We start from the raw sequence: 23,197 nt of genomic DNA, 5'->3' as shown, positions 1-23,197 counted from the left end.
AAAAAATTGGTATTTATAACCAAATTTTTAGTCCTATCCATTTTGAAATAACATTAATTGGATGAAAATGAAATAAAAAAACAGAAATCTATTAATTTGTAATCTAATTTTACATTTTGTAATATTAATTTGATATTAATATTACGATTTTGTTACATAACCTCTTTATAATAGTCTATATTAGGTTAAAATATAAAGGGAGTTAAATCAATTGAAAAAAACAATCATCTCAGCAATGGCATTAAGCTCGATTATGCTGTTTTCAACAATTAGTGAACAAACAACTGCATTAGCAGCGTCTTCTACATATACAGTTAAAAAAGGCGATACATTATCTGGTATTGCTACAAAATATCATATTTCCTATAAAACGCTAATGAGTTGGAATAATTTAAAATCTACAAATATTAAGGCTGGTCAAAAACTTAAAGTAAAAGGTAGCTCATCAACTAGCTCTAGTAAGACAAGTGCTTCATCTTCTACATACACAGTAAAAAAAGGTGATTCTCTATCTAGTATTGCTAAAAAATATGGTGTATCGTATAAAACGCTAATGAGTTGGAATAATTTAAAGTCTACAAGCATTAACGCTGGTCAAAAACTTAAAGTAAAAGGTAGCTCAAGCTCATCATCAAGCCCTAGTAAGAAAAGTACTTCTACAGCAACTTCTACATATAAAGTAAAATCAGGTGACACGTTATCTAGTATTGCTAAAAAATATGGTGTATCGTATAAAACGTTAATGAGCTGGAATAATTTAAAATCCACAAGCATCAGAGTTGGTCAAAAGCTAAAAGTTAAAGGAACTACTAAAAAAGTTAGCAATAGTGTTGTAACAACATCTGCTAGCACAAAATTACAAAAAGCTGTATCAATCGCATTAGCACAACAAGGTGTACCTTATGTATTTGGAGGATCTACTCCAAGTGGATTTGATTGTAGTGGACTTGTATACTATGCATATAAAAATGCTGGTCTTACTGCTTATCGTACAACAGCTGCAGGCTTTTACTCTATTTCAACAGCAACAAGCTCACCTAAAGTAGGAGATTTAGTATTCTTTAAAAATACCTATAAATCTGGTATTTCTCATATAGGATTGTACATGGGTAATGGCAGATTTGTAAGTGCTAGTGGCACAAGAGTACAAGTAAGCTCAGTTTATGAATCATACTGGAGCAGTCATTTTGCTGGATATAGACATCTATAATGAATTAAACGTAAACATTAAATTTTTATCGCCATCTAATCTATGTGGATTAGATGGTTTTTTCTTTTTTTAATTCAACCATTTCTGATCTCATGATATTCGCTGTTTACTCGCGATTTCATCGAATTTACTCGCGTTCTGTGAAGAAATACTCTCGTTCTCAGGTGAAATACTCGCGGATTCCAGAATTGTATCCGCGTTTCGACTAATTTATGTCCTGAAAATCAAATCTCTGATGCTCACATGATTCGCGGATTGGTTTTTCCTTTCAAAATCAAACTGGTGCCGCGGAAGCTGAGCTGACCTCCTGCTTTTCGCTGTTTACTCGCGATTTCATCGAATTTACTCGCGTTCTGTGAAGAAATACTCTCGTTCTCAGGTGAAATACTCGCGGATTCCAGAATTGTATCCGCGTTTCGACTATTTTATGTCTTGGAAATCAAATCTCTAATGCTCACATGATCAATATATCCAAATTTACAGTAATGTAAGAAAACTAAAATAAGTCCTATATAAAAAGTATTCATAAAAATAAACTACCAAGATCCAATAAATCGACCTTGGTAGTTTGTTTGTTGAGTGAACTAAAAGTTATCAAATCAACAAGTCTCTCGAATTTGTTCTTATAACTTAAATTTTCCAACAGCTGTCCGTAGATGCTCAGCCATATTTGCTAGGCTTGTTGAAGAAGCTGTGATTTCTTCCATACTAGCTGTTTGTTCTTCAGAAGCTGCAGCAACATTTTGGATACTACTTGAATTTTGAACGACGATTACACTTACTTCTTCCATTGATTCTGCAATGTTGGTAATACCACCATTCATGGCATCAATGGCTTTACTTACTTGTGTCATTTGTGAAGTTAAGTCTGACACTGCAGAATAGATTACGTTAAATGCATCGCCAGCTTCATCAAATGCTTCAGAACTTACTTTTAGATTGTCATAACTTATAGCCATTGAATCAACTGCATTTGTAGATTCAGTTTTAATTGAATCGATACGATTACTGATATCATTTGCTGCTATTCTAGATTGATCTGCAAGTTTTCTTACTTCTTCTGCAACAACTGCGAAACCTTTACCGTGTTCACCTGCACGTGCGGCTTCAATTGATGCATTAAGAGCAAGTAAGTTTGTTTGATCGGCAATTTCAGTAATCAATGAGACAATTTCGCCAATTTCTTTTGAGTAATTGTTTAAGCGATTCACAACTTCAGAAGTTGTATCAATCATTTCAGTTGTTATATTCATTTTTTCTACAGCATTTTTTATGATGGCTTTACCATTTTCTGCTGTTTGCGTTGTATCAATTGCCTTTACGCTAACTTTTTCTACGTAGTTTGTTACATCATTCATTTTCTTCGAAATCGTATTAACGTTAGTACCAATTTCTTCGACAGCATCTGTTTGCTTATCAGAGCCAGCCGCCACTTCTTGCATCGATACGGTAACTTGTTCGATTGAAGCACTTGTTTGCTCAGCGCCAGCAGATAATTCCTCAGAAGTAGCAGCTACTTGTTCAGCATTAGAACTAATGTTGCCAATGATACTTCTTAAATCATCTACCATTTTATAAACTCCATGAGATAATTGGGCGATTTCATCTTTTCCTTTAATTTCAAATCGATCTGCTGCTAGATTACCTTCTGCAACTTCATCAACATAGTTGTTAATCGCAAGTACTGGTTTAATAATACGTTTACTAATCACGTAAGCAAGTATTGCACCTAAAATAACAAATAAAATGGTCAAACCAACTGCAATCCATATCGTTTGAGTTTGTACTTTTGATATGAATGAAGCATCCATATCTAATCCAAAAATGATATCGGTCCCTTTAAAAGGTATGAAAATCGATTTGTGAATACCATATTTGTCTTTATAAATATCACTATACGTGATTTTATCTTGATCGATAGCTTCATTCATCTTAGGATCAAATTTATAAGCAGCATTATGATTATCTGTATCACTTAACGCTACAATATGTTCTTTCCCATTAGAACGGGAAAGTACATAGACATTTTGAACTTTTTGCTGTTTTTTGGCTATATTTAATGTATTTAAAAGTGTTTTATATTGGTTTTCATCATTATTATCTGCATTTGTTACAAGTGAAGAATCAATATGGGTCATTACATTTTCTGAAACAAGACGTAATTTTTCTTCAAATAGACTCATCACTCGGGTTTGAATAATATTGTTACTAGAATAATAAAGTATACATCCAAAAATAATTGAAAATACAGCAATTGGTGCAACAAAATAGAAAATATACTTCGTTAACATGGTATGTCTATTTTTGGCTAGAAACTGCAAGAGATGAACCCTCCAATTCTTCTATTGAGTGTTTAAGGGACTCAATGATTGCTGGAATATGTTCGTTTTCAGTATAAGGTGAAATGGAGAAGAATTTTGCTACCCCGACTGGAATACGGTCTGCACTGTCAGATGCATCAACTGTACAAATACGAGTTGTATCTCCAAAGAACACGTCATCACGGTGTTTACCTAATACTTCAAATAAAGATGAATTTAATGTATTTATTTTTTCAATTTCAGAAACCGTATAAGAACCTGCTTGTTCTGTATCCCATTTATAACCAGCAGGATATAGACGAAATGCTGTAATTGGTCCAATATTTGTTGGGTTAACTACATGAAGTGATGGTATTTTAGCTGCTAATTGTTGACGGAATGCTAAATTTACTCGAACATAATTAGCTAATATTTGTTGGTAGCCTGTTTTTCCGAATGCCATTAAAGCAGCATAGATAGCAATTGAACTACCCATTCGAGAGCATTCTAGTGTATAGCCTGTATGATAAGAACCGTATCCGCGATTACCTACATAAGGCGTATCAAAATCTTCTAAATCTAGAAGACCAAGTGCACTACCTTCTTTTAATAAGAATAGACTTGTTAAGTATGGAGTTTGACCAAGTTTTTGGAAGTCAAAGCACAAAGAATCCGCCATATATAGGTATTGCATACGTGAACGAATGACCATTAAACTTTCGAGTACTTCCTCTTCAAAGTGTAGTGGATTTTGAGTGAAATCATAATCGTTAAAGAATGCGTAAAAACCACCCAATGCAGAATCAGCATGAATATGAATTGATTTTAAATTGTAGCGATCTTCCATAGCAGTGGTAATTTCTTTGATTTCTTTAATATTGTCAATTGCAAAACTATCTGTAGCACCAGTTGTTGCAACGATATATACTGGAATGCCACCTTTTTCTATAACTTCTGTTAAGCGTTCTTGTAAATCATCCATATCCATTGAGTGATCTTTACCAGCTTTAACACGGATTAAATGATTACTTCCAATACCTACTGCTTCAATTGATTTTAATAAACTATAATGCGCATTTTCAGAAGCAAAACAATAAAGGTTATTTGGCACCCCTTCTTCTTTTGCATGTGGGAATTGTTTGGCAATCGCTACGCGAAGTCCACTGAAAACAGCACCTTGTCCACCCCAAGTTGTATAGCCGAAGCTTTTTGTATAATCATATCCTACCAATTTAGACATCATAGAAATGACCTTTACTTCTGATTCAGTAGCTGCAGGTCCATATACATCCCATAAATTATTACCATTTAAAAGAGAATTTACAAATAAACCTAAAATACCCGGAATACTTGCCATAGGTAATACATTGGTTACAAAGTTATGAGTATGGAAGGGATGTCCTTTCATTAAATCTGTTAATGCATTTACAACTGTATCTAACCCAGTACCATCTGTAGGAACAACATGTTCTTCCATTAATTCTTGATAAAAGTTTGAAGAGCGTTCTTGCATTGGCCCAAGTGTTGTTTTAGATGGGTCTTTTAATGTATCCATTGATGTTAATATTTTTTCAAGATAATTTACTAGTTGCTCTCTCTGTTTTCCGTTGCCATCTTCGCTTTGGAATAGTTGTTTAATAGAATCCAATTTAAAATCACCTTTCCTAGTTCTAAAAACTTATATTATTTTTATGACCATAGTCCATTGTACATAAATAGTATAAGAAAAAAAGCTTATAAAATCCATTGACAAACAAAATTAAAAGTATTCAGAAAATTATATCAAAAAAAGATTAAGAACGAATAAGCCAATTGCTGATTTTTGAATCATTTCTTTATTTAAAAAGTTATTTAAGTTATTAGTCAAAATCCCAGCCCAATATCAAAAATTTCTATATACTATAAAGAATTTTAAAAAAGGGAGGACGAAAATGGTTCAACCATTTAGAAGACAGGGTGGTTATATCAGACCGATTAATCAAGGGAATTGGTATCCAAGGAGATCAGAAGAACATTGGAATCCGTGGGGCCCGTGGAATCCATGGCAGCAGTGGGGCCCATGGTATCCATGGGGGCAATGGAATACTTGGAATCCATGGTGGCAGTGGAACACATGGCAACCTTGGAATCCAGGACATCCATGGTTGAGATAATATAATAAAAAACTAGCTTAATAATAAAAGCAACTAAAAAAGGTATCTAAAAGTCGTCAGTGATGAGTAAGAGACCTTTTTTAGTTTGGGAATAAATAAGAAAAGGGAGTCGTCTAATTATTATTGTATATAATCAGTTCTTTTACGGTAGTCTTAGTGAACGAATATAAAATGAAAGGATTGTTAAATCGCTGGAAGGTAAAATTTTATTTAAACCGAACATCTCCTTTTTTAAAATAGGAACATACTATTATTGTGTATCTTAGATGCATTCTTTACGGACTTAGGTTTAAGAAATAGTCTAATTCCAATGAATTGGCTCTATAAAAATAGTATTGTAGGTTTTTATGCATTAAAAATTATAATATCTTTATTATTAGTAGCTATTCTTTGTAGAATCCAACCCTTTTTTTTACGAAAATTTTAATGATTGTTACAGTATCTGTATATAGTGTGAGTGTGATATTGTTGATGCATATTTTTTGGATTACAGTGGTTATTTCATAGAAATAGAGGAGTAAGAAATTTTTCACGCTAAATTTGTAGGATAATGCGTGAATTTTTTTATGGAGTAAATGATTTAAAATAGAATACAAGAAATTTATTATTTTCTGCTAGGTTATTGATAATATGAATAATACTAGATTATGAAGAAAATAAATTATGTAAATACAGCGAACAATCTGTAAAGACTTATATAGAGATGTTTGTAATAAAATTTACAAAAACTTAAATGTTAAAAATTGAAAAAAAAGAATTATTTGACAGTTATAAAAATCGACTATAAAATGATATAAATGGATTATTTATGAATGACTAAAGTACTTTATTTTTGAGATAATCTATTAATAAAACGAGAATGGGTGATTCAATTGAAATAATCGTATTTAAGAAAAACTGGAAAGACCTTCTTTGAGTAAACAGTGCAAAGTTCGTACACTAATTTGTTGTGGAGGTAAATCATGGTAGACGAAATTTATACAGTAAATGAAAATACAATGGCGTTTATACCGTTTTATGATGGGGAGGGCAAGATTAAAACCAATATTCTTGAAGTGGAAGATTTCAAAGACAGTCAATTGACTCCTATTGAACTTGTTGATAGAAATTTGCGGTTTTTTGGATCCAGCTTAAAAGGTGCAAGTGAGGGAACACGTTATGTTCTTGGAGAAGTTAATATGTATCCAGTGATTATGAATCTTAAGCATCAACTTGTATGGTTTCCAACAATATCTCCTAAAAAGAATGATTGTGTCTGGTTAGCACTTAATCATATTAAAAGTTACAAGAAAAACAAAAATCAAAGTACAGAAATACTTTTTACGAATGGTTCATCACTTACTATTGAAGTAAGATTTAGTTCTTTTGACCGGCGAATAAATCGTGCATGTGCTTTAAAATTCCGATTAGATTATCGTTCGAAGTTTATGTTAATACCACCTAGTGTTCAAAAAAATTTCCTTAAATACAGTATCATTAAAGACGACAATGACATTAATTATCAAATACATACCAAGAATGAGGATTCACTCGATAATTAACTTTGCTCTGAGGTATTGCCCTACAATCAGCTGAATAAAAAAGAATGGCTATTGCTCTTCTCCATTTTTGTGAAGTAGAGCATTTTTTGATGTAAAAAAAGTTAATTAGACTAATAGATGAAAATTTGCTTCTTTTTTCATCATTTAAAGGTACAATAGTTTGTAAAAATACATAATAAATGAGGGATTCTATGAAAACACTCCGAATCTTTTTATCTAGTATCATTGCGATGATGCTGATCTACACTTCATCATTTGCTTATGCTGCAGAACCTTTAAATGAAGTAAAAAGTATAGTGAAAGAGCGATATTATCCAAAAGTACCGAACAACGCGTTAAACAGTAAGACAATTGAAGGATTAATGAAACAATTAGATCCTTATTCTGTTTATATGACAAAAGACGAATACCAATCTTTTGTTAAATCGATCAATATGGAGCTTGTTGGAATTGGTGTTACAATTCTAGAAAATAAAAAAGGATTGAAAATCACATCAACAATTAAAGGAAGTCCAGCAGCAAAAGGTGGGTTAAAGCCAGGAGACATTATAACAAAGGTAGAAGGAAAAAGTATTGCTGGCAAGTCTATTGAAGCAGTGACGCCATTAATAACAGGAAAAGAAAATTCCACAGTTAATTTAACAATTTACAGATCATCAACGCGAAAAATCTTTGATAAGAAACTAACGAGAAAAGTGATTACTTTACCAAACGTAGAAAAGAAAAAACTTGCAGGAAATATTGGGTTTATCCGATTGAATAGTTTTTCAGAAGGTAGTGCTAAAGAGATTCAGGATGCCATCAAATCCATGCCAGGTATGAAAGGCTGGATTTTCGATCTTCGTAGTAATGGAGGGGGCTATGTTGGCTCTGCACAAGAAGTAATCGGTCTTTTTCCAAAAGTTAAATACGCATTTTTATACAAAGAAAAAGGAACAAAAACGTTTCAGATCAATGCTATTAAACAAAAAGTGCAATGGAATGCGCCGGTTTCTCTATTAACTGACCAGAATACAGCAAGTGCTGCAGAAATGACAACGGCTGCAGCAAAGGATCTTAAGGTAGCTAAAATTTACGGTCAAACTACATTTGGCAAAGGTGTTATGCAAGAACCAATCCAGCTCAGTGATGGTGGCTTCCTAAAGTTAACCATTGCTGAATTCTTTGGACCTAAAAATTATAAAATTAACAAAAAAGGCGTTAGGCCAGATATTCCAACAGCTATAGGTAAAGAAGTTGCAAAAAGTCATAGTGACTTTTTGCTAAAGCAGTTAAAGAGCTATACTAAACTAACTACGATTGAAAATAAAGCATCTGAGAAGTCAATCCAATTAAAAGCTAGTAAAAAACTTTCTTGGACTACCATAAAGAAGGCGAATGTATACTTATGGCAAATAGGTGGCGTATCTCGAAAAATTTCGTTGAAACAAGCATCAGATAAAAAACTGATTATTACGCCAAGTAAAGAGCTAAAATCAGGAACAAACTATTATTTAGTCTTAAAACCAAAATCAAAGAACATAAAAGGTGCTTATAGTAAAGTCACTATTCATTAATAGAAAATGACTCATTACGATTCATAAGATTTATAGTTAAATCTTGTGAATCAAATGAGTCATTTTTAATGTGTAGACCTTTTCTATTAATTAATGCCTTTGAAAGTCGCAGTTGCAAAGCCTACGAGCTCATGATTTTCGTTATATAATCGGCCTTCTAAAATTACTGTTGAGCGAGTTTGTGAGATTACACGACCTAAAGCTTGAATACGTCCATCAGTAATTGGTTTTAAAAAGCGAGTTTCCATTTGCATAGTGATGACTTTATCGAAGCCAAGAGTATGAGTCGCAATGCCCATCACTGTATCTAATGCAGCCATAAATACACCACCATGTAAGGTCCCTACAACGTTTGTTAAATCTTCACGATAATTAAAGGCAATTTCAGCAATACCATCTTCTGCATGAATATATTCAAAACCAAGAGTTTGCCAGAAAGTACTTCCTTCAAAACGTTGTTGTACTGTTTTCATAGTTGTCATAAAATCTCCTCCTGTACTATAACTATATCTTTTTATCCATTAGTAGAAAAGATATATTGTAAAAGTAACCTGAACATTGAACATTACATTGCCTAAATGATCAATAAGTGTAGGGTAACCTGATTATGGGTAATTAAACACCATCAGACTCTATTTTTAAAGAGGTTAAATTTGATATAAAAGTGCTCTAAAAAATATGAAACAATAAAATTATACCATACGAAATATTGTAACTGATGATTTTACATTATTTTTCATTTTATGCATTGTATTGTAAGACGTCAGACCGTAAAATGTTTAGAGAATTGAAATTCATTTTATGGGAGAGTGTTAATGTGTTCAAAAAGAAAATAGTTGCTTCTTTAGGCGCGGCAGCATTACTTATGGCACCGTTATCGGGGTATGCAAAGACAACAAAGGTAGATTCAAATGTTCCAGTTCAATTTCTAGCGATTAATGATTTACATGGTAATATTGGTGAATCATATAAAGCTACAGATGGTACTCCAATTGGCGGAGCAGCTTCACTAGCTTATAACTTTGAGCAAGAAAAATCAGCATTTGCGAAAAAGTACAAATTAAAATCAACTACAACAAATTCTTTAACTGTTCAAGCAGGTGATTTAGTGGGTGGTAGCCCTTCTTATTCAAGCTTATTACAAGATGAACCGACTATGAATGTAGCGAATGCAATGAAATTCCAAGTAGGTGCACTAGGGAACCACGAATTTGATGAGGGTATTGAAGAATTTCAACGAATTTTAAAAGGACAAGCTCCAACAACTGAAACGCAAAACTATGATTTAGTAAAAGATTACAAACAAACGAAGAGCAATATGGAAGTTCTATCTGCGAATATTGTTGATAAAAAGACTAAGAAATTATTAACAGGTTTCAAACCTTACACAGTGAAAAAAGTTAATGGCGTAAAAGTAGGTTTTATTGGTATTGTCACACCAGATATTAAAACAGTTGTTTTATCTAAATTCGTTCAAAATATTGAAGTTACAGATCCAGCAAAAGCAATTGCAAAATACGATAAAATTCTACGTAAAGAAGGGATTAAAGCGATCGTAGTTATTGCACACTCTGGGGCGTATAATACGGATGCAGACACTTCAATAGAAACTCAAGGTCAAGATAAAATCGCTGGACCATCAATTGATATGTTAAAAGAATTAGAAAAAATTGATCCTAATCATTCAGTAGACGTAGTATTTGGCGGTCACGATCATAACTTTGCCAATGGTGTTTACAAGAAAACACGTATCATTGAAGCTAAATCATTTGGTAAAGCATATTCAGTAGTTGAAGGTACTTTAAGCAAAAAAACAAAAGATTTCATCAAAACACCCGCTGCTGTAGTGAAATATAATTATGCGAAAACAGAAGATGAGATTAATAGTAACAAAGTTTCTAAATCGGTTAATAGTATTGTAAACAATGCAAAAGAATTAGTAAAAGCTACTACCGATAGACCAATTGCAACTGCATCATTTGAATCGATATCAAAAGATCGTAAAGCGTTTCCTCTAGGGGGTTCACCAGTGGGCAACCTTGTTACGGATGCACAACTAAATCGTGCGAATACACTTGGGTACAAAGCTGATTTCGCTATGACAAACTCAGGTGGTATACGTGCAGATTTAACAACAGTAAAAGATGGCGATAAAAATGTGATTACATGGGGGAAAGCGCAAGCAGTACAACCATTTGGTAACTATTTAAAAGTTGTTAAAATGACGGGTGCAAATATTAAAGAAGCAATCAATCAACAATTTACGGGTGGTTATGGTTTAGAGGTATCAGGTTTACATTACACTTACAATGCAAAAGGCGTTGTTGATGTATTTGTTGGCAATACTGATGAAAAAATTGATCCAGCTAAGAGTTATAACGTAGTCATTAACGACTTCATTGCTACTGGTGGGGATAAATTCACTGCATTCACAACAGGTACAAATGAACAAATTATTGAAATTGATACAGATGCCTTTATCAATTATTTATCTGATTTAAAACATATTGAAGCATCAACAGATATTCGTAATCTGAAGGTAGATTAAATTTCATTACAAATATATTGAGAGTCTCTTAACTAGGATTAGAGACTCTCTTTTTTATGAATATATATGAAAAAAGTCACTGCTTATGTCGATAATTAATGTATAATAGGTAATTGTAAAAATAAACATATTCTTACATATTAATTAGTTTATCTATCTTAATGATGGAAATAAAAAATAGATGGAACCATTCAGTTTTATGGATAAGTTTTTTTGACTCAATCGTAGAAATTTTAGAACAAATGGGTCCTGCAAATAAATCATTAGACAATCAAACACTTGTATTTAGGTTAGGTGAAAAGGGAGGAAAAAGATATGTTCGAAAAACTTTTTAAGCAACAAGTAGTTGAAAAGGAAGTTGTTCATGAAATTGAGGGATTATCGGTTGATGAAAGGGAAAAAATAATTACTGAACTTGACGGTTTAATAGCGTTATTAAAAAATGCAAATGAAAAAAACGCAAAGAGTGACAGTGTAATGATCGAAAGAATTACGGAAATAAAAAGTGCACTAGAAGTGGAACATCAATCAATACTTGCATCCGATGACAATCTCCAAAGAATTGTTACGGAAACTGAAAATATTCATTCAATTACTACGACTATAGAAGAACAAGGCGAAAAGAATATTCGACTAGTTATTGAAGGTAATCAGAACATGGATCAACTAGATGGGCAAATGAATTATATTAAAAATGTCTTTGAAGGTTTCGAAGTCTCTATAGAAGATGTACAAAAAGAAACGAAAGAGATTATACAAATAACAAAAATGATTGGTGATATTGCAGACCAAACGAATTTACTCGCATTGAATGCATCAATTGAAGCAGCACGCGCGGGAGAACATGGAAAAGGATTTTCTGTTGTCGCTCAAGAAGTTCGCATACTTGCTGAGCAAAGTAAAAGTGCTTTAGTTGACATTAATCAAAAGGTACAGGAAATCACTCATAAAGTTGAGTTATTGGCTAAAGACATAAGGGAAAAATCAGAAGATGTTGCAAAAACACAAGAAATGACACGTAACACAAGTGATTTCTTTGAAAAAATTTCTGCTTCTGAAAATGAGTTATTCAATAGTATGTCAAGTATTAATCATGCAACAGATGCAGCGATGAGTGAAATTGTCATTTTCCGTAAAGAATTGGCATCCATTGCTGAAATGTCTACTGGTTCTATTGAGAAAATGGGGGAATTGTGTTCATTTGCTCAAGAAAACTTTGATTTATCCACTGAGATGACCACGTCTATCTCACAATCTAACGATCTAGTAGCAGCAATGAAAAATCAAAAACTGTAAAAAGTCGTATTAAGCTGTTAGCCCTTGCGTTTTATTTTATTAATTATTGGAGAGATGATAAGATAATAGTAAGTTAAAAATATTTTATTATTAACGGAGGGTATTTTAATTGAAAAAACTTGCAGCAGCTTTATTTGCAGCTACACTTGCTTTCTCAACTGTTGGACCGATTGTTATGGATAGTCATCAGGGTGCAATAACAGCGGAAGCCAAAGGTTACAAATCAGGAAAACGTGGATTTAATTCAAACGGTAGTTCAAATAACAATTCTTTATTCAATAATAATAAATCAAATACAAATAGCAATACACAAGATAATAAAAATTCAAGTTTCAATAATAAATCGACAACTACAACAAATCCCACAACCAAAAAAGGCGGCTTCCTTAAAGGCATGATGCTTGGTGGTTTAGCAGGTATGTTATTTGGCGGTATGTTAGGTCATATGGGGGCTATGGGAAACCTATTTGGTTTACTGGTTAATGTCATTGCAATTTTAGTTTTAATTATGTTAGTGATGAAAGTATTCCAAATGTTCACACGCAACAAGAGAAGAGATGAGGATCGTAACACATGGAGACAATAGTTATATCAGAAGATAATTTAATTAACGCTTTATGTGTATATCATGCTCGTCAAATTAATGTAATGCCAGAAAACGTAGAAATCGAACTATGCTTCGATGATGACGAAGGCTACTATACGGAGGCTTACTACAATGGACGTAAAGACATTTATCGAGTTGCCAATATGTTAGCAGCTATTCGCATCTTTTTACAAGAAGAAATGAATGTTGATCCATATGCGGCAAGCATACGCTTAGAAATTGATGATGAACAGGGTATGATTGCAATCGTTGAGTAATAAATGGTTATTTTTATCAATTACCGTTTTAATCTTTAATAAAGAAAAAGAATCTTCCATTTGAAGATTCTTTTTTATTTTGCTTTTCTTTTCAGTTTAGCAAGCTTTTCTTTTATCTTTCTAGATTTAATCTTTTTCTTGTTTGCTGATGTTAATACTTCTATTGCTTTTATAAACTCACCTTTTCCTTCATAAGCATCTGCCAGGAGGAGATAAAATCTGTCTAATTTAGGATGGATTTGTATGGCTTCATTTGCATAAACAATGCAGTCATCATATCTTTTTAATTTTTGCAAAATTTCGATGCGAAGAGCTAATGAACGGTCATATTTGGGTGCTAAATCGATTGATCTATTTGCTAAATCCAAAGCCCAACGTAATTTGTTGTGTCTTCTACAGTGAATGCCTAAAACACGGTGATACTCTGCAGACTTTCTATGAAGTTTTCGATCATAATCTGGTATTGGTTTTCCTCCTAGAAATAATGACACAACTTCCTTTAAAACGCCAATTTCTCGTAAATAAGTAGGAACACGATGACCTGCAAAATAGAATTCCTTATAGATACCATTTGGATAAGAATGCATGATTTCTTTTGTTATATAGGGGTTATCAATTCTTTCTTTTGGATCAAAGAGTACTATAGGTCGCAAATCTTTGTTTATTGGATGAGATAATGGATGATTGAATTTAGCAGTTTTTCTCTCTTTTGTTCCATAGATAGGGTGTGCTGGATTTCTAGGTGCCATCGCAAGTATTTCAATATTCGGAATCATTGAACCAAGATATAACGCATTATAGCCACCTAGACTTGTTCCATAAGCAAATCTTTTATCATAATAAGGTACTAACTTTTTAATTGCTTGATAGTAGTCTTCTCTTGAAAGATCTTGATGGTAATTATTTAATGTTCTACGTCTTAGAGATATTAAATCGACTTGTTTTTTCTTTAGTATTTTATAGGCAAAAGGTTTTGCTGTATTAGTTTTGTCAATTGCATCAAATGTTGCAACAACTTTTTTAGTTGGATAAATATATTTATAATATTCGATTAAGCTTTCTCCGTTGTTAAATATAACAAGCTTTTCGTATTGCTCTGGATATATAGTCTCTAGAATATCTGTAAACGCTTCTCGGCAGTATGAAAATTGTTTCTCTGCTTCTTTAAAATTTCCACTAAGTATATAGACCATACCTATTTTCATATGTAATTTAGCAAGACTTTCAGAATTCTTGGCTAACGATTTAAGTGTTTCAAAATAGGGAAGTGTTTCTTTAAAGTAACCTAAATTTAATAACTGTTGAATTGCTTTCGTTAATAAACTAATTTGATCCGGAGTTTCTTGCAACCGTGCTTTGATGAGTGCCAGATATGCTTCATTGTAATGATTTTTGAGTAAAACGCTTTCTAAAATATTAAAAAAATTGATAGGTCCTTTTTGTAGACGTCTTTTAATCGTTCTTGGTATATGTTTTAGCTTGCCATTTTGTATCTGATGCTTAGAGTAAAAAGTCCATGTAGCTTGATGTAATTGCATACTTGTTGGATATACTTGAAGTCCTTCTTGTAATATTTGCATAGCACCATTAGGTTGGTTCAACTCTTCTAAAATACTAGAAAGTTGCAAGTAACTTTGTTTACTAGGGACTGATTTTTGATGTTCAATCTCTTGATATACAATTTGTTCTATAGAATGTTCTGTACTTGACAGTTGTTCCAATTTAAAAAGTCTCCCCTTTAGTCGATAGATATTAGTTTAATATAGTTTTATTTGTACTAATTCTATTTAAACATATACCAAAAGGAGCAAAAGTATATTATGAAACATTTAATGGAAAATTAAACTATATGTAATATAGATTTCATTCATATTACAATATTTCATTGATTAGAGAATATGAAATGAAACTAATATACAGGTAAATAAAAATAATACTAATTAAATAGTGTTACATATTTTTAATAAAAAAATGCTCTATTGTAATAAAAAATAGTATTTATTTGTGTTAATATTTCGGTAAGGATTACCAAAGGATAAAAGTGGCAAGTACATATAAAATAAAACAGCAAAGTAAATATCCAGAAGTAATACTTAAACTATCTATTAAAGGGAGATTTGGACATGATAAAATCTAGTCAAAAACTTATTCAATCTGCAGCTGCATTTGCATTAGGCGCATCTGTAATTACCACTGCAGTTGTAGCTGTTGATACAACTGCTTCAGCAAAAACTTCTTACAAAGTATCACATGGCAAACTAATTAATGCTAAAAGCCATAAATTAATTGCAGGTTTCAAAATTTATGAATCAGTACTATATAAAAACGGTAAAAAATTCACTGGGGTTTACAAAGGAAAATATTATAAAGAGGGTACATTATTTACTGGAGTAGCTACAAAAACTTATTATAAAAAGGGTGTTAAAGCTACAGCTACAGTAAAAGGTATTTACTATAAAAAAGGAAAACCATTCACTGGAGAACTTCATAGTAAGTTCTACAAAGAAGGAAAACCATTCACTGGAGAATATCATAATGTCCTTTTTGCAAACGGTAAAAAAATCCATTGTGCAATGCCAAATGGAAAATACTATGTTAATGGAGTACTAGCAAACGGAAGTTACGAATTAAATGGAGTACAAGTAGAATTCAAAAAAGGGAAAGTTGTAGTCGATAAAACTTCTCCAGTAATGATTTTGCCAACAGGTAAAACTGTTTATAACATTAAAAATGGTGAAGCTTTTACTGCACCAACAGTAACTGCAAAAGATCAACTAGGTAACTCTATTGATGTTGTCTCTTCTATTACCAATTCAGAAGGTAAAACTGTTGATAAAATCGACACAACTGTAGCAGGAACTTACACAATTATTTACACAGCTAAAGATGGTTCTTCTAATAAAACAAATGCAATCTTAGTCTCTGTAGAAGTAAAAAAAGCTACACCAATTCAAAAATAATACAGTCAAATCTATTCAATCCGTAAATCTTTGTCTGGTAACAAGCAAAAAATGTGAATGAATCTGACGATGAGCAAACCCGAATGATTTCGAGTTTGCTCATCGTTTTTTTAATAATTATTTCTTTCATAGTGTTGTTGTGTACATATTTGATTATATGGCTACATTTAGGAATCTAACATTTAAGCGCTGATCTAAAGTAGATTAGTGTTTTTTGATATATGTAATTTACTAAATGAATTTAAATTATTTTGCGACTTTTTTCGACAAAATTTTAGCGATTCAAACAATATTTAGAATGATTTAAATCGTTCTAAACCATTTTTAAAAATTCAATTATATAGAGTTGTGAAAATTTACATATTAAAAATCTAACAGTTAAAACATTCAGACAGTTATTTTATAGGTAATTAAATCTACTATTAAATAATAAATCTAGGATTTAAAATGCATATATGCGACTTAAATCCTTATTAAATAGTTTATTGGGTTGAAAACCGAACTATTGTCGTAATTTGTCGAATAAAAAGAATGAAAAATATGTAAAACACGAACGTTTAGTAAATAAGTATTATTAAGTTCTATTTAATGACTATAAATATTCCAAATATTTTTAAGTGAAAATCAGTAAAAATATACGTACAAAGGGCTCTGTTATTTGTAAATTTTTTTAAAATATCTATATTGATGAATATTATCAGAATACATTTAAAAATAATAAAATTATTATTTATTTTTTAAATAAACAATATTTTACTCTAATAAAAATTTAATGTAAATTTAATTAGATTATATGTAACTATAAAAGGAAAATAATATAAATTTAATAGTAATAATTAATTATTATTCATGTTTTTAATAAAAAAATTGTAAATTCTATTAATAACACGAATATTTTATGATAATATAGTCGATAAGGATTACTAACAGGGGATATATGGAATATCTTCGTGTATGAAATGCGGATATGGTGATCCAATATAGTTCATCGGATAAAGGAGAATGGAAAAAATGACAAACTACAAATTGAAATTTGTTAAATCAGCAGCTGCATTAGCCCTAGGTGCTTCAGTGATCACTTCTGCAGTTGTAGCAGGAGATGTATCAGCATCAGCAAAAACTACATACAAGGTATCAAACGGTAAACTTGTAAATGCTAAAACAAAAAAAGCAATTAAAGGTTACAAATCTTACAAATCTGTTCTTTACAAAGACGGTAAAAAATTCACTGGTACTTACAAAGGTAAAAACTACAAATCAGGTAAACTATTCACTGGTACAACATCATACGGTAACTACTACAAAAATGGTGTAAAATTCACTGGTAAAACATCTACTGGTACTTATTATAAAAACGGTAAAAAATTCAACGGTACAACATCATATGGTTACTACTATATCAACGGTAAACGTGCAGAAGGTATTGTTGTTGTTAAAGGCGTAGACGTTCTTTACAAAAATGGTAAACCAGTAGCTGATAAAACTGCTCCAGTCATCACAATCAGCGGTTACAAATCTGGAGATAAAATCGAACTTAAAAATGGTGCAGAATTCGCAACTCCAAAAGTATCTGTAAAAGATAGCGTTGACTCAAAAGTTAAAGTTGTTACAGAAATCAAAGACCAAGATGGTAAAGTTGTTGATGCAATCGACACTAAAGTAGCTGGAACTTATACAATTACTTACGCTGCTAAAGACGCTTCAGGCAACACATCTGCTGCAACAGTAACTGTAGTAGTAGGTGAAGGTGATCTTGCAGTTGCATCTGTTAAAGCTGTAAATCCTACAACAGCAACAGTAGAATTTAATCAAAAATTAGAATCAATTGATAAAGCTGCATTCAGTGTAACTAAAAAAGCAACTGGCGAAAAACAAGTTGTTAAATCTGTAACTTTATCTAAAGATAAAAAATCTGCAATTGTAGAATTCTACAATGCTGTATCAGCTAACACTTCATATTCTGTAGATGTAAAAGTTGCTGATGTAACATTATCATCTGAGTTAGCTGTGGGTTCACTTGTTCCGGCGTCTATCGAAGTTGCTGATCAAACAGTTGCAGATAATACTGATACAACATTCAAATATAAAGCATTAGATGAAAATGGTGTTGATGTAACTTCACTTTACCAAGCACCAAATGCTAACGTATCATTTGTTTCTTCATCTAACAGCATTGATTCTTCAACAGGTGTTATTAAGTTAGCAGCAGGTTCAACTATTAAAGCTAAAGTTGTAATTAAAGATGGTGACAAAGTTCTTGCAGAAAGTAAAGAAGTTTCAATTGCCGCTGAAACAGTAAAACCAACTTCAATTTCAGCTTGGACAGTATTCACTGGCACAACTCCAAATTATGATCAAACATCTGACGAAGTTTACACTGATGGATCATACAAAATAGCTGCACAAGTAAATGACCAACTTGGATCTGCTATTTCTACTGGTTTTACACTTAACTATGAATCATTAAATACTGATGTAGCTGTTGTTGATAAAACATCTGGTGCAATCACTGTATTAGCTAATGGAACAGTACCTGTAAAAGTATCAGTACTAGGTACAGATGGTAAAGTATTATTCACTAAAACTGTAGAAGTTAAAGTAAAAGCTGCAAAAGCTGTTGATTCTGTATCTTTAGATCAATCATCTGTATTACTTTCAAACGTTGCTGGCGATGCAAAAACAGTTACTGTCAACGTAAAAGATCAATATGGTAATGCATTTAATGCTACTCCAACTGTTGTTGTTAAAGATGCGACTGGAAAAGATGTTACTCCAGCTGGAATTGTTGCTACACCGGTAGCTGATAAAACTGGCGAATATACATTCTCAGTACCAACTCAAACTACAGCTGGTAATTACACTGTAGAAGTTACTGCAGGTGAAAAAACTGCTAAATTACCATTAACAGTTAAAGCTCCTGGTACATTCTCTAAATACGATGTTGTAAATATTCCAACAACGGTTGACCTAAATTCAGCAAACGCAAGCACATTATCATTTACTCCAGCAGTAAATAAAGTAGATGCTGAAGGTTTAAAAATTGCTGATGAAACAGGTTATACTGTATCTGTTAGCGGTTTAGATGCTACGGCGGTTACAGTTTCAGGAAAAGATGTAACTGTAGATCCAGCGAAAGTTAAAGTAGGAGACAAATTTACTGTAACAGTAAAAGTTGGCGAAATCGTTATTAAATCACAAGATGTATCAGTTGTTGATACTACTGTAGCTAATAAAGCTGACTTCACTTCATATAGCTTAACTGCAAAAAATGGTACAGATTCATCAATTAACAATGCATTAGCTGCTGTTACACAACTTAACGGTGCAACAAAACCAGCTACATCTGTAACTGCTGTAGAACTAGTTTCTACTGATGAAAGCGTAATTGCTAATGATGGTGCAATTAAAGGTGCTGGTACTGTAACAGTATTAATCCAATCATTAACTGCTGATAATGTTACTGTAACATTTGAAAAACCGGTTAAAATGACTGTAACTGTTGCCGAATAATCAAGAATAGTTTTTTACCTATCGTAATATTCAAAAGTAATAGATTAAAAAACCTAATCTCTTAGGAGGTTAGGTTTTTTAGCTAGAAAGTAAGTGGAATATCATTTTAAAGGTCAAAAAGCCAGCTTTCAGCTGGCTTTTTCTCATTTCTTCGATTTCTTAACTTTCCATAAAAACTGAGGAATTTTCAACATACGCTTAAATCTTGTTGGTTGTGTAAGTAAACGGTGAAACCATTCAAGATTCAGTTTGATGAAGAGATCTGGTGCACGATCTACATTCCCAGAAAGCACATCTAGACTACCTCCAACTCCCATCATGACTGCATTTGAAAATTGTTCTCTGTGTTCTGCAATCCATTCTTCTTGTTTAGGAGCACCAGTGGCTACAAATATAAAGTCAGGATTTAAGACAGCTGCTTTTTCAGCTACTTCATCCCCGTTTCCATCACCACCGTAACCATCAGCTACACCAACAATTTTTACATGTGGGTATAATAGTTTAGCTTTTTCAGCTGCTTGTTTTGCAACACCAGGTTTTCCTCCATAAAAGAAGAAACGATTATGACCTGCCTTTGCAGTTCGTAAAAAATCATGAACAAGTTCATATCCAGGAATACGCTCTTGTAAAGGTGTACCAAGTATTTTTGACCCAATCACAACGCCTATTCCATCTGCAACTACATAATTAGAATTTAATAAGCATTGTTCGTAGTCTTTATTTTCCTTTGCTAGCATAATAATTTCAGGATTCGCTGTGACAATACAAATTGGCTTTTCAGTGATTTGCATTTCATCTATAACATGGTCAACAAATTCACTCTTTGTTGTATCTACTACCGAAATCCCTAGTACATCAATCTTCTTCATTATCTAAACCTTTCCGCGTACATAAGTTATATTTCTTCCTATTATATACTACAAATTCATATGTTCAAATGAAGATATGTAATGGACCGATAAAACTCATAAAAAGTAATAATTATTACTAGGTAGTCCTACAAAAATATCTTGAAAAATGATGATACATGTAGCCAAAATTATATCTCAATAACCATAACAAATTATCTAAATTTGTACATACAATGACTGAAATAGGGCAGAACAAGAAAAGGTGAATTTTTCTAAATAAAAATCCATTTTTCTCATTCTATTCTAATGAATATGTGCTATGATAATCTTTGTGAAAATTGATAAGCAAGATGATTTTTTTTTAGTTTTGAAACTTTAGGTATGATGTATCCGTCTATATATAATATAGAAGTTTATAAAAGATAGGAAGTGGATGTGGAATGACGAATAATCGACGATATCAACCTAAGAAAGCATCCATAAAAAGAATAGCTGTTTCCATTGTTTTGCTTATAGCAGTTATTTCGGGTGCATATATGCTCCTTACGAAAAACGATAAAGCAGCAACAGACAAAGATCATATTAAAATTCAAAATGTCCATAAAACAACGCCGGAAAAACCAACTGACAACAAAGATTCAACTGACAATAAAAAAGATACCGAATCTACCGGTTTTAAAGAGGGAACCGTAACAAATGCAGTCCATTCTAATAATGGAGATACAACAACACAAGACTATACAAATGTAAATATGCCTAAAAAGGATACATCCGCTATTGTTGCGAATGCAAAGACGCAGGTGTACACAGTTTATACAGACTTGCAACAAGGTTCAGGTTTCCTATTTAATAAAAAAGGTGACATTATCACAAATGCGCACGTTGCAAAAGATGCCGGTTATGTACTTGTGACAAATGAACATGGTCAACAATTTCAAGGGCAAGTCATTGGAATTTCTAAAAAAACCGATGTCGCTCTTATACGAGTACCAGATTTAGCTGGAAAAGATCCACTAGTCTTAGATACAGCACCTGCTAAAGTAAATACACCAGTTATTGCAATTGGTAGTCCGAACAATAAGGGTGGTACGGCAACAAAAGGGAAGATCACAAGTATTGGTGCAGACTTCACCGATGAATATACGTATACTGGTTTGTATGAAATGACAGCCCGTTTACATCCAGGGTCAAGTGGTGGTCCACTTATTAATGCTGATACAGGTAATGTAATAGGTATTAACTCAATCATACTTACGGATGAACCTGATATTGGTTATGCAATTCCGATTAGTAAGATTATGCCTCTTATTACTAAATGGTCAAACGAAAATGTCAAAATTAACATTGATAATAATCAAAACTTTGAAGATAATCACAAAGATGAAGCATACTTAGGGAAAAAACTGGTTCAAGATTATGTAGATGGTTACTATGAATTATTCCCATACCAAATCAAAAACAAAGCACAAAATTACTATGAAACATATATTTTACCAGGAAGCAGTGCTATTAACACTGCGAAAAAAATGTTAGAGAATTATTCAACAGATGAGAAGAAATTCAAAGATTTGCAATACACTATCGGTAAAATCAATATTTATAAAGAGTATGCAACTGCAGAAGTCAATTCAACTTTTGTTTATACGGATCAGAAAACAAAGCAAGAACATAAACTGAAAGAAACGGTATTATACACGATTGTGATTGATGACTATGGTGACTATCAATTTTCAAAGATAGACATTACAAACTCATCTGATGATGGCCAATCATCAAATTCAAATACAGATTCTAATTCAAGTGTAGATTCAAACTCAAACACAGGATCAACAAACGCAGAAACAGAGTCAACGAAGAATCCTAGTGATACAAGCACTGATCAAAAACAAAAAGTACCTTCTGAAAGTAATGATCAAACAACTGTAAATAAACAAAGTGTTGACCCAAATAAGGTTCAAGATCCTACAAACAATAATAACAAAAACGAAGAGAACTCTTCTTCAACTACAACGGAACCACAAACAATTCAACAATAACAGATTTTATAGAAAAACTTTATGATTAGTGAACCACCTCGTGCTAGATACAACTAGCACGAGGTGGTTTTTTATGTCTGTCTAAGTATGAGTGGAAATAAGCTTTACAAGTTATCGCTATGATTGAAACGGATAGAATCAGGTAAACATATTTATTAGTAAGTAGGGACGCAAGGTGAGGGAATAAAAGCCTTATATTAATGTTGTATGCACTGTATCAGAATGCTTGATAACTCTAAATACCTTGAAAAGGGAATGCTTCTTCTTTGATTAAATCACTGATAATCGGGAGTTTTGTAGAACAAGAGAGAAGAAAGTCAAGTAGGGTTGTTAATAGACTTCTCTCAGTTTGAACATTCAATAGAAGACTTC

18 protein-coding genes are annotated in these 23,197 nt (G+C 32.3%); 13 read left to right on the top strand and 5 right to left on the bottom strand.

Annotated features, from left to right (window positions below; genetic code table 11):
• Positions 1 to 211: 211 nt before the first annotated feature.
• Positions 212 to 1,210, top strand: coding sequence for a C40 family peptidase (locus CEF14_RS11350; protein WP_102692968.1), 999 nt, complete (start codon positions 212 to 214; stop codon positions 1,208 to 1,210).
• Between the two features lie 623 nt (positions 1,211 to 1,833).
• On the opposite strand, the gene CEF14_RS11345 is transcribed toward CEF14_RS11350, so the two are convergent.
• Together CEF14_RS11345 and CEF14_RS11340 are read right to left on the bottom strand one after the other, a co-directional pair.
• A complete protein-coding gene (locus tag CEF14_RS11345) occupies positions 1,834 to 3,501 on the bottom strand; it encodes a methyl-accepting chemotaxis protein (protein ID WP_245890152.1) in 1,668 nt (555 codons plus the stop codon).
• Positions 3,502 to 3,508: 7 nt separating this feature from the next.
• Positions 3,509 to 5,158 (bottom strand): pyridoxal phosphate-dependent decarboxylase family protein, encoded by a 1,650-nt coding sequence (locus CEF14_RS11340; RefSeq protein WP_102692966.1) that lies wholly within the window; start codon positions 5,156 to 5,158, stop codon positions 3,509 to 3,511.
• 283 nt (positions 5,159 to 5,441) lie between these two features.
• Between CEF14_RS11340 and CEF14_RS11335 the strand changes: the two genes are divergently transcribed.
• From CEF14_RS11335 to CEF14_RS11325, 4 genes are all read left to right on the top strand, one after another.
• Positions 5,442 to 5,663, top strand: coding sequence for a hypothetical protein (locus CEF14_RS11335; RefSeq protein ID WP_102692965.1), 222 nt, complete (start codon positions 5,442 to 5,444; stop codon positions 5,661 to 5,663).
• A gap of 253 nt (positions 5,664 to 5,916) precedes the next feature.
• Positions 5,917 to 6,090, top strand: a complete 174-nt coding sequence (locus tag CEF14_RS19480; RefSeq protein ID WP_407690453.1) for a DUF5658 family protein — start codon at positions 5,917 to 5,919, stop codon at positions 6,088 to 6,090.
• A gap of 535 nt (positions 6,091 to 6,625) precedes the next feature.
• A complete protein-coding gene (locus CEF14_RS11330) occupies positions 6,626 to 7,204 on the top strand; it encodes a competence protein ComK (protein WP_102692964.1) in 579 nt (192 codons plus the stop codon).
• A gap of 191 nt (positions 7,205 to 7,395) precedes the next feature.
• The gene (locus CEF14_RS11325) at positions 7,396 to 8,760 is read left to right on the top strand and encodes a S41 family peptidase (protein ID WP_170061501.1); all 1,365 of its coding nucleotides are present in this window, start codon (positions 7,396 to 7,398) and stop codon (positions 8,758 to 8,760) included.
• An 86-nt stretch (positions 8,761 to 8,846) separates the two neighbouring features.
• Here CEF14_RS11325 and CEF14_RS11320 read toward each other — a convergent pair whose 3' ends face one another.
• Positions 8,847 to 9,242: a PaaI family thioesterase gene (locus tag CEF14_RS11320; protein ID WP_102692962.1), complete on the bottom strand. Its 396-nt coding sequence runs from the start codon at positions 9,240 to 9,242 to the stop codon at positions 8,847 to 8,849.
• 335 nt (positions 9,243 to 9,577) lie between these two features.
• Here CEF14_RS11320 and CEF14_RS11315 point away from each other — a divergent pair, with 335 nt between their 5' ends.
• The 5 genes from CEF14_RS11315 (at position 9,578) to CEF14_RS11300 (ending at position 13,468) form a co-directional block, all read left to right on the top strand.
• Positions 9,578 to 11,308 carry a bifunctional metallophosphatase/5'-nucleotidase gene (locus CEF14_RS11315; RefSeq protein WP_245890150.1) on the top strand — a complete coding sequence of 577 codons (1,731 nt, stop codon included), beginning with the start codon at positions 9,578 to 9,580 and terminating at the stop codon, positions 11,306 to 11,308.
• A 161-nt stretch (positions 11,309 to 11,469) separates the two neighbouring features.
• On the top strand, positions 11,470 to 11,643 hold the full coding sequence (locus CEF14_RS19050) for a hypothetical protein (protein ID WP_170061500.1): 174 nt from the start codon (positions 11,470 to 11,472) through the stop codon (positions 11,641 to 11,643).
• Positions 11,624 to 12,604, top strand: a complete 981-nt coding sequence (locus tag CEF14_RS11310) for a methyl-accepting chemotaxis protein (protein WP_102692960.1) — start codon at positions 11,624 to 11,626, stop codon at positions 12,602 to 12,604. The genes CEF14_RS19050 and CEF14_RS11310 overlap by 20 nt, the downstream gene beginning before the upstream one ends.
• Positions 12,605 to 12,713: 109 nt before the next feature.
• Positions 12,714 to 13,190 carry a hypothetical protein gene (locus CEF14_RS11305; protein WP_102692959.1) on the top strand — a complete coding sequence of 159 codons (477 nt, stop codon included), beginning with the start codon at positions 12,714 to 12,716 and terminating at the stop codon, positions 13,188 to 13,190.
• Entirely contained in the window at positions 13,178 to 13,468 is a 291-nt protein-coding gene (locus tag CEF14_RS11300; RefSeq protein ID WP_102692958.1) for a DUF2653 family protein, read from the top strand. The genes CEF14_RS11305 and CEF14_RS11300 overlap by 13 nt, the downstream gene beginning before the upstream one ends.
• A 74-nt stretch (positions 13,469 to 13,542) precedes the next feature.
• Here the strand turns inward: CEF14_RS11300 and CEF14_RS11295 are convergent, their stop codons facing one another.
• Complete coding sequence (locus CEF14_RS11295) at positions 13,543 to 15,189, bottom strand: tetratricopeptide repeat protein (RefSeq protein WP_102692957.1); 1,647 nt, start codon at positions 15,187 to 15,189, stop codon at positions 13,543 to 13,545.
• 402 nt (positions 15,190 to 15,591) lie between these two features.
• Here CEF14_RS11295 and CEF14_RS11290 point away from each other — a divergent pair, with 402 nt between their 5' ends.
• Together CEF14_RS11290 and CEF14_RS11285 are read left to right on the top strand one after the other, a co-directional pair.
• Entirely contained in the window at positions 15,592 to 16,428 is an 837-nt protein-coding gene (locus CEF14_RS11290) for a DUF5011/hyalin repeat domain-containing protein (protein WP_102692956.1), read from the top strand.
• A gap of 1,011 nt (positions 16,429 to 17,439) precedes the next feature.
• Complete coding sequence (locus tag CEF14_RS11285; protein ID WP_102692955.1) at positions 17,440 to 19,938, top strand: DUF5011/hyalin repeat domain-containing protein; 2,499 nt, start codon at positions 17,440 to 17,442, stop codon at positions 19,936 to 19,938.
• Between the two features lie 143 nt (positions 19,939 to 20,081).
• On the opposite strand, the gene CEF14_RS11280 is transcribed toward CEF14_RS11285, so the two are convergent.
• Positions 20,082 to 20,807: a WecB/TagA/CpsF family glycosyltransferase gene (locus CEF14_RS11280; RefSeq protein ID WP_102692954.1), complete on the bottom strand. Its 726-nt coding sequence runs from the start codon at positions 20,805 to 20,807 to the stop codon at positions 20,082 to 20,084.
• 422 nt (positions 20,808 to 21,229) lie between these two features.
• Between CEF14_RS11280 and CEF14_RS11275 the strand changes: the two genes are divergently transcribed.
• On the top strand, positions 21,230 to 22,825 hold the full coding sequence (locus CEF14_RS11275) for a S1C family serine protease (RefSeq protein ID WP_102692953.1): 1,596 nt from the start codon (positions 21,230 to 21,232) through the stop codon (positions 22,823 to 22,825).
• Positions 22,826 to 23,197 lie beyond the last annotated feature (372 nt).

The organism is Rummeliibacillus pycnus, from assembly GCF_002884495.1.
GTDB lineage: Bacteria > Bacillota > Bacilli > Bacillales_A > Planococcaceae > Rummeliibacillus > Rummeliibacillus pycnus.
Note: the sequence above shows the minus strand (reverse complement) of the source record. Positions and strands in the feature narration are given on the sequence as shown.

Coding starts and splice junctions, on each gene's coding strand:
- CEF14_RS11345 (WP_245890152.1), bottom strand. CDS start 3,501: ATGTTAACGAAGTATATTTTCTATTTTGTTGCACCAATTGCTGTATTT.
- CEF14_RS11335 (WP_102692965.1), top strand. CDS start 5,442: ATGGTTCAACCATTTAGAAGACAGGGTGGTTATATCAGACCGATTAAT.
- CEF14_RS11330 (WP_102692964.1), top strand. CDS start 6,626: ATGGTAGACGAAATTTATACAGTAAATGAAAATACAATGGCGTTTATA.
- CEF14_RS11325 (WP_170061501.1), top strand. CDS start 7,396: ATGAAAACACTCCGAATCTTTTTATCTAGTATCATTGCGATGATGCTG.
- CEF14_RS11320 (WP_102692962.1), bottom strand. CDS start 9,242: ATGACAACTATGAAAACAGTACAACAACGTTTTGAAGGAAGTACTTTC.
- CEF14_RS19050 (WP_170061500.1), top strand. CDS start 11,470: ATGATGGAAATAAAAAATAGATGGAACCATTCAGTTTTATGGATAAGT.
- CEF14_RS11310 (WP_102692960.1), top strand. CDS start 11,624: ATGTTCGAAAAACTTTTTAAGCAACAAGTAGTTGAAAAGGAAGTTGTT.
- CEF14_RS11300 (WP_102692958.1), top strand. CDS start 13,178: ATGGAGACAATAGTTATATCAGAAGATAATTTAATTAACGCTTTATGT.
- CEF14_RS11290 (WP_102692956.1), top strand. CDS start 15,592: ATGATAAAATCTAGTCAAAAACTTATTCAATCTGCAGCTGCATTTGCA.
- CEF14_RS11285 (WP_102692955.1), top strand. CDS start 17,440: ATGACAAACTACAAATTGAAATTTGTTAAATCAGCAGCTGCATTAGCC.
- CEF14_RS11280 (WP_102692954.1), bottom strand. CDS start 20,807: ATGAAGAAGATTGATGTACTAGGGATTTCGGTAGTAGATACAACAAAG.
- CEF14_RS11275 (WP_102692953.1), top strand. CDS start 21,230: ATGACGAATAATCGACGATATCAACCTAAGAAAGCATCCATAAAAAGA.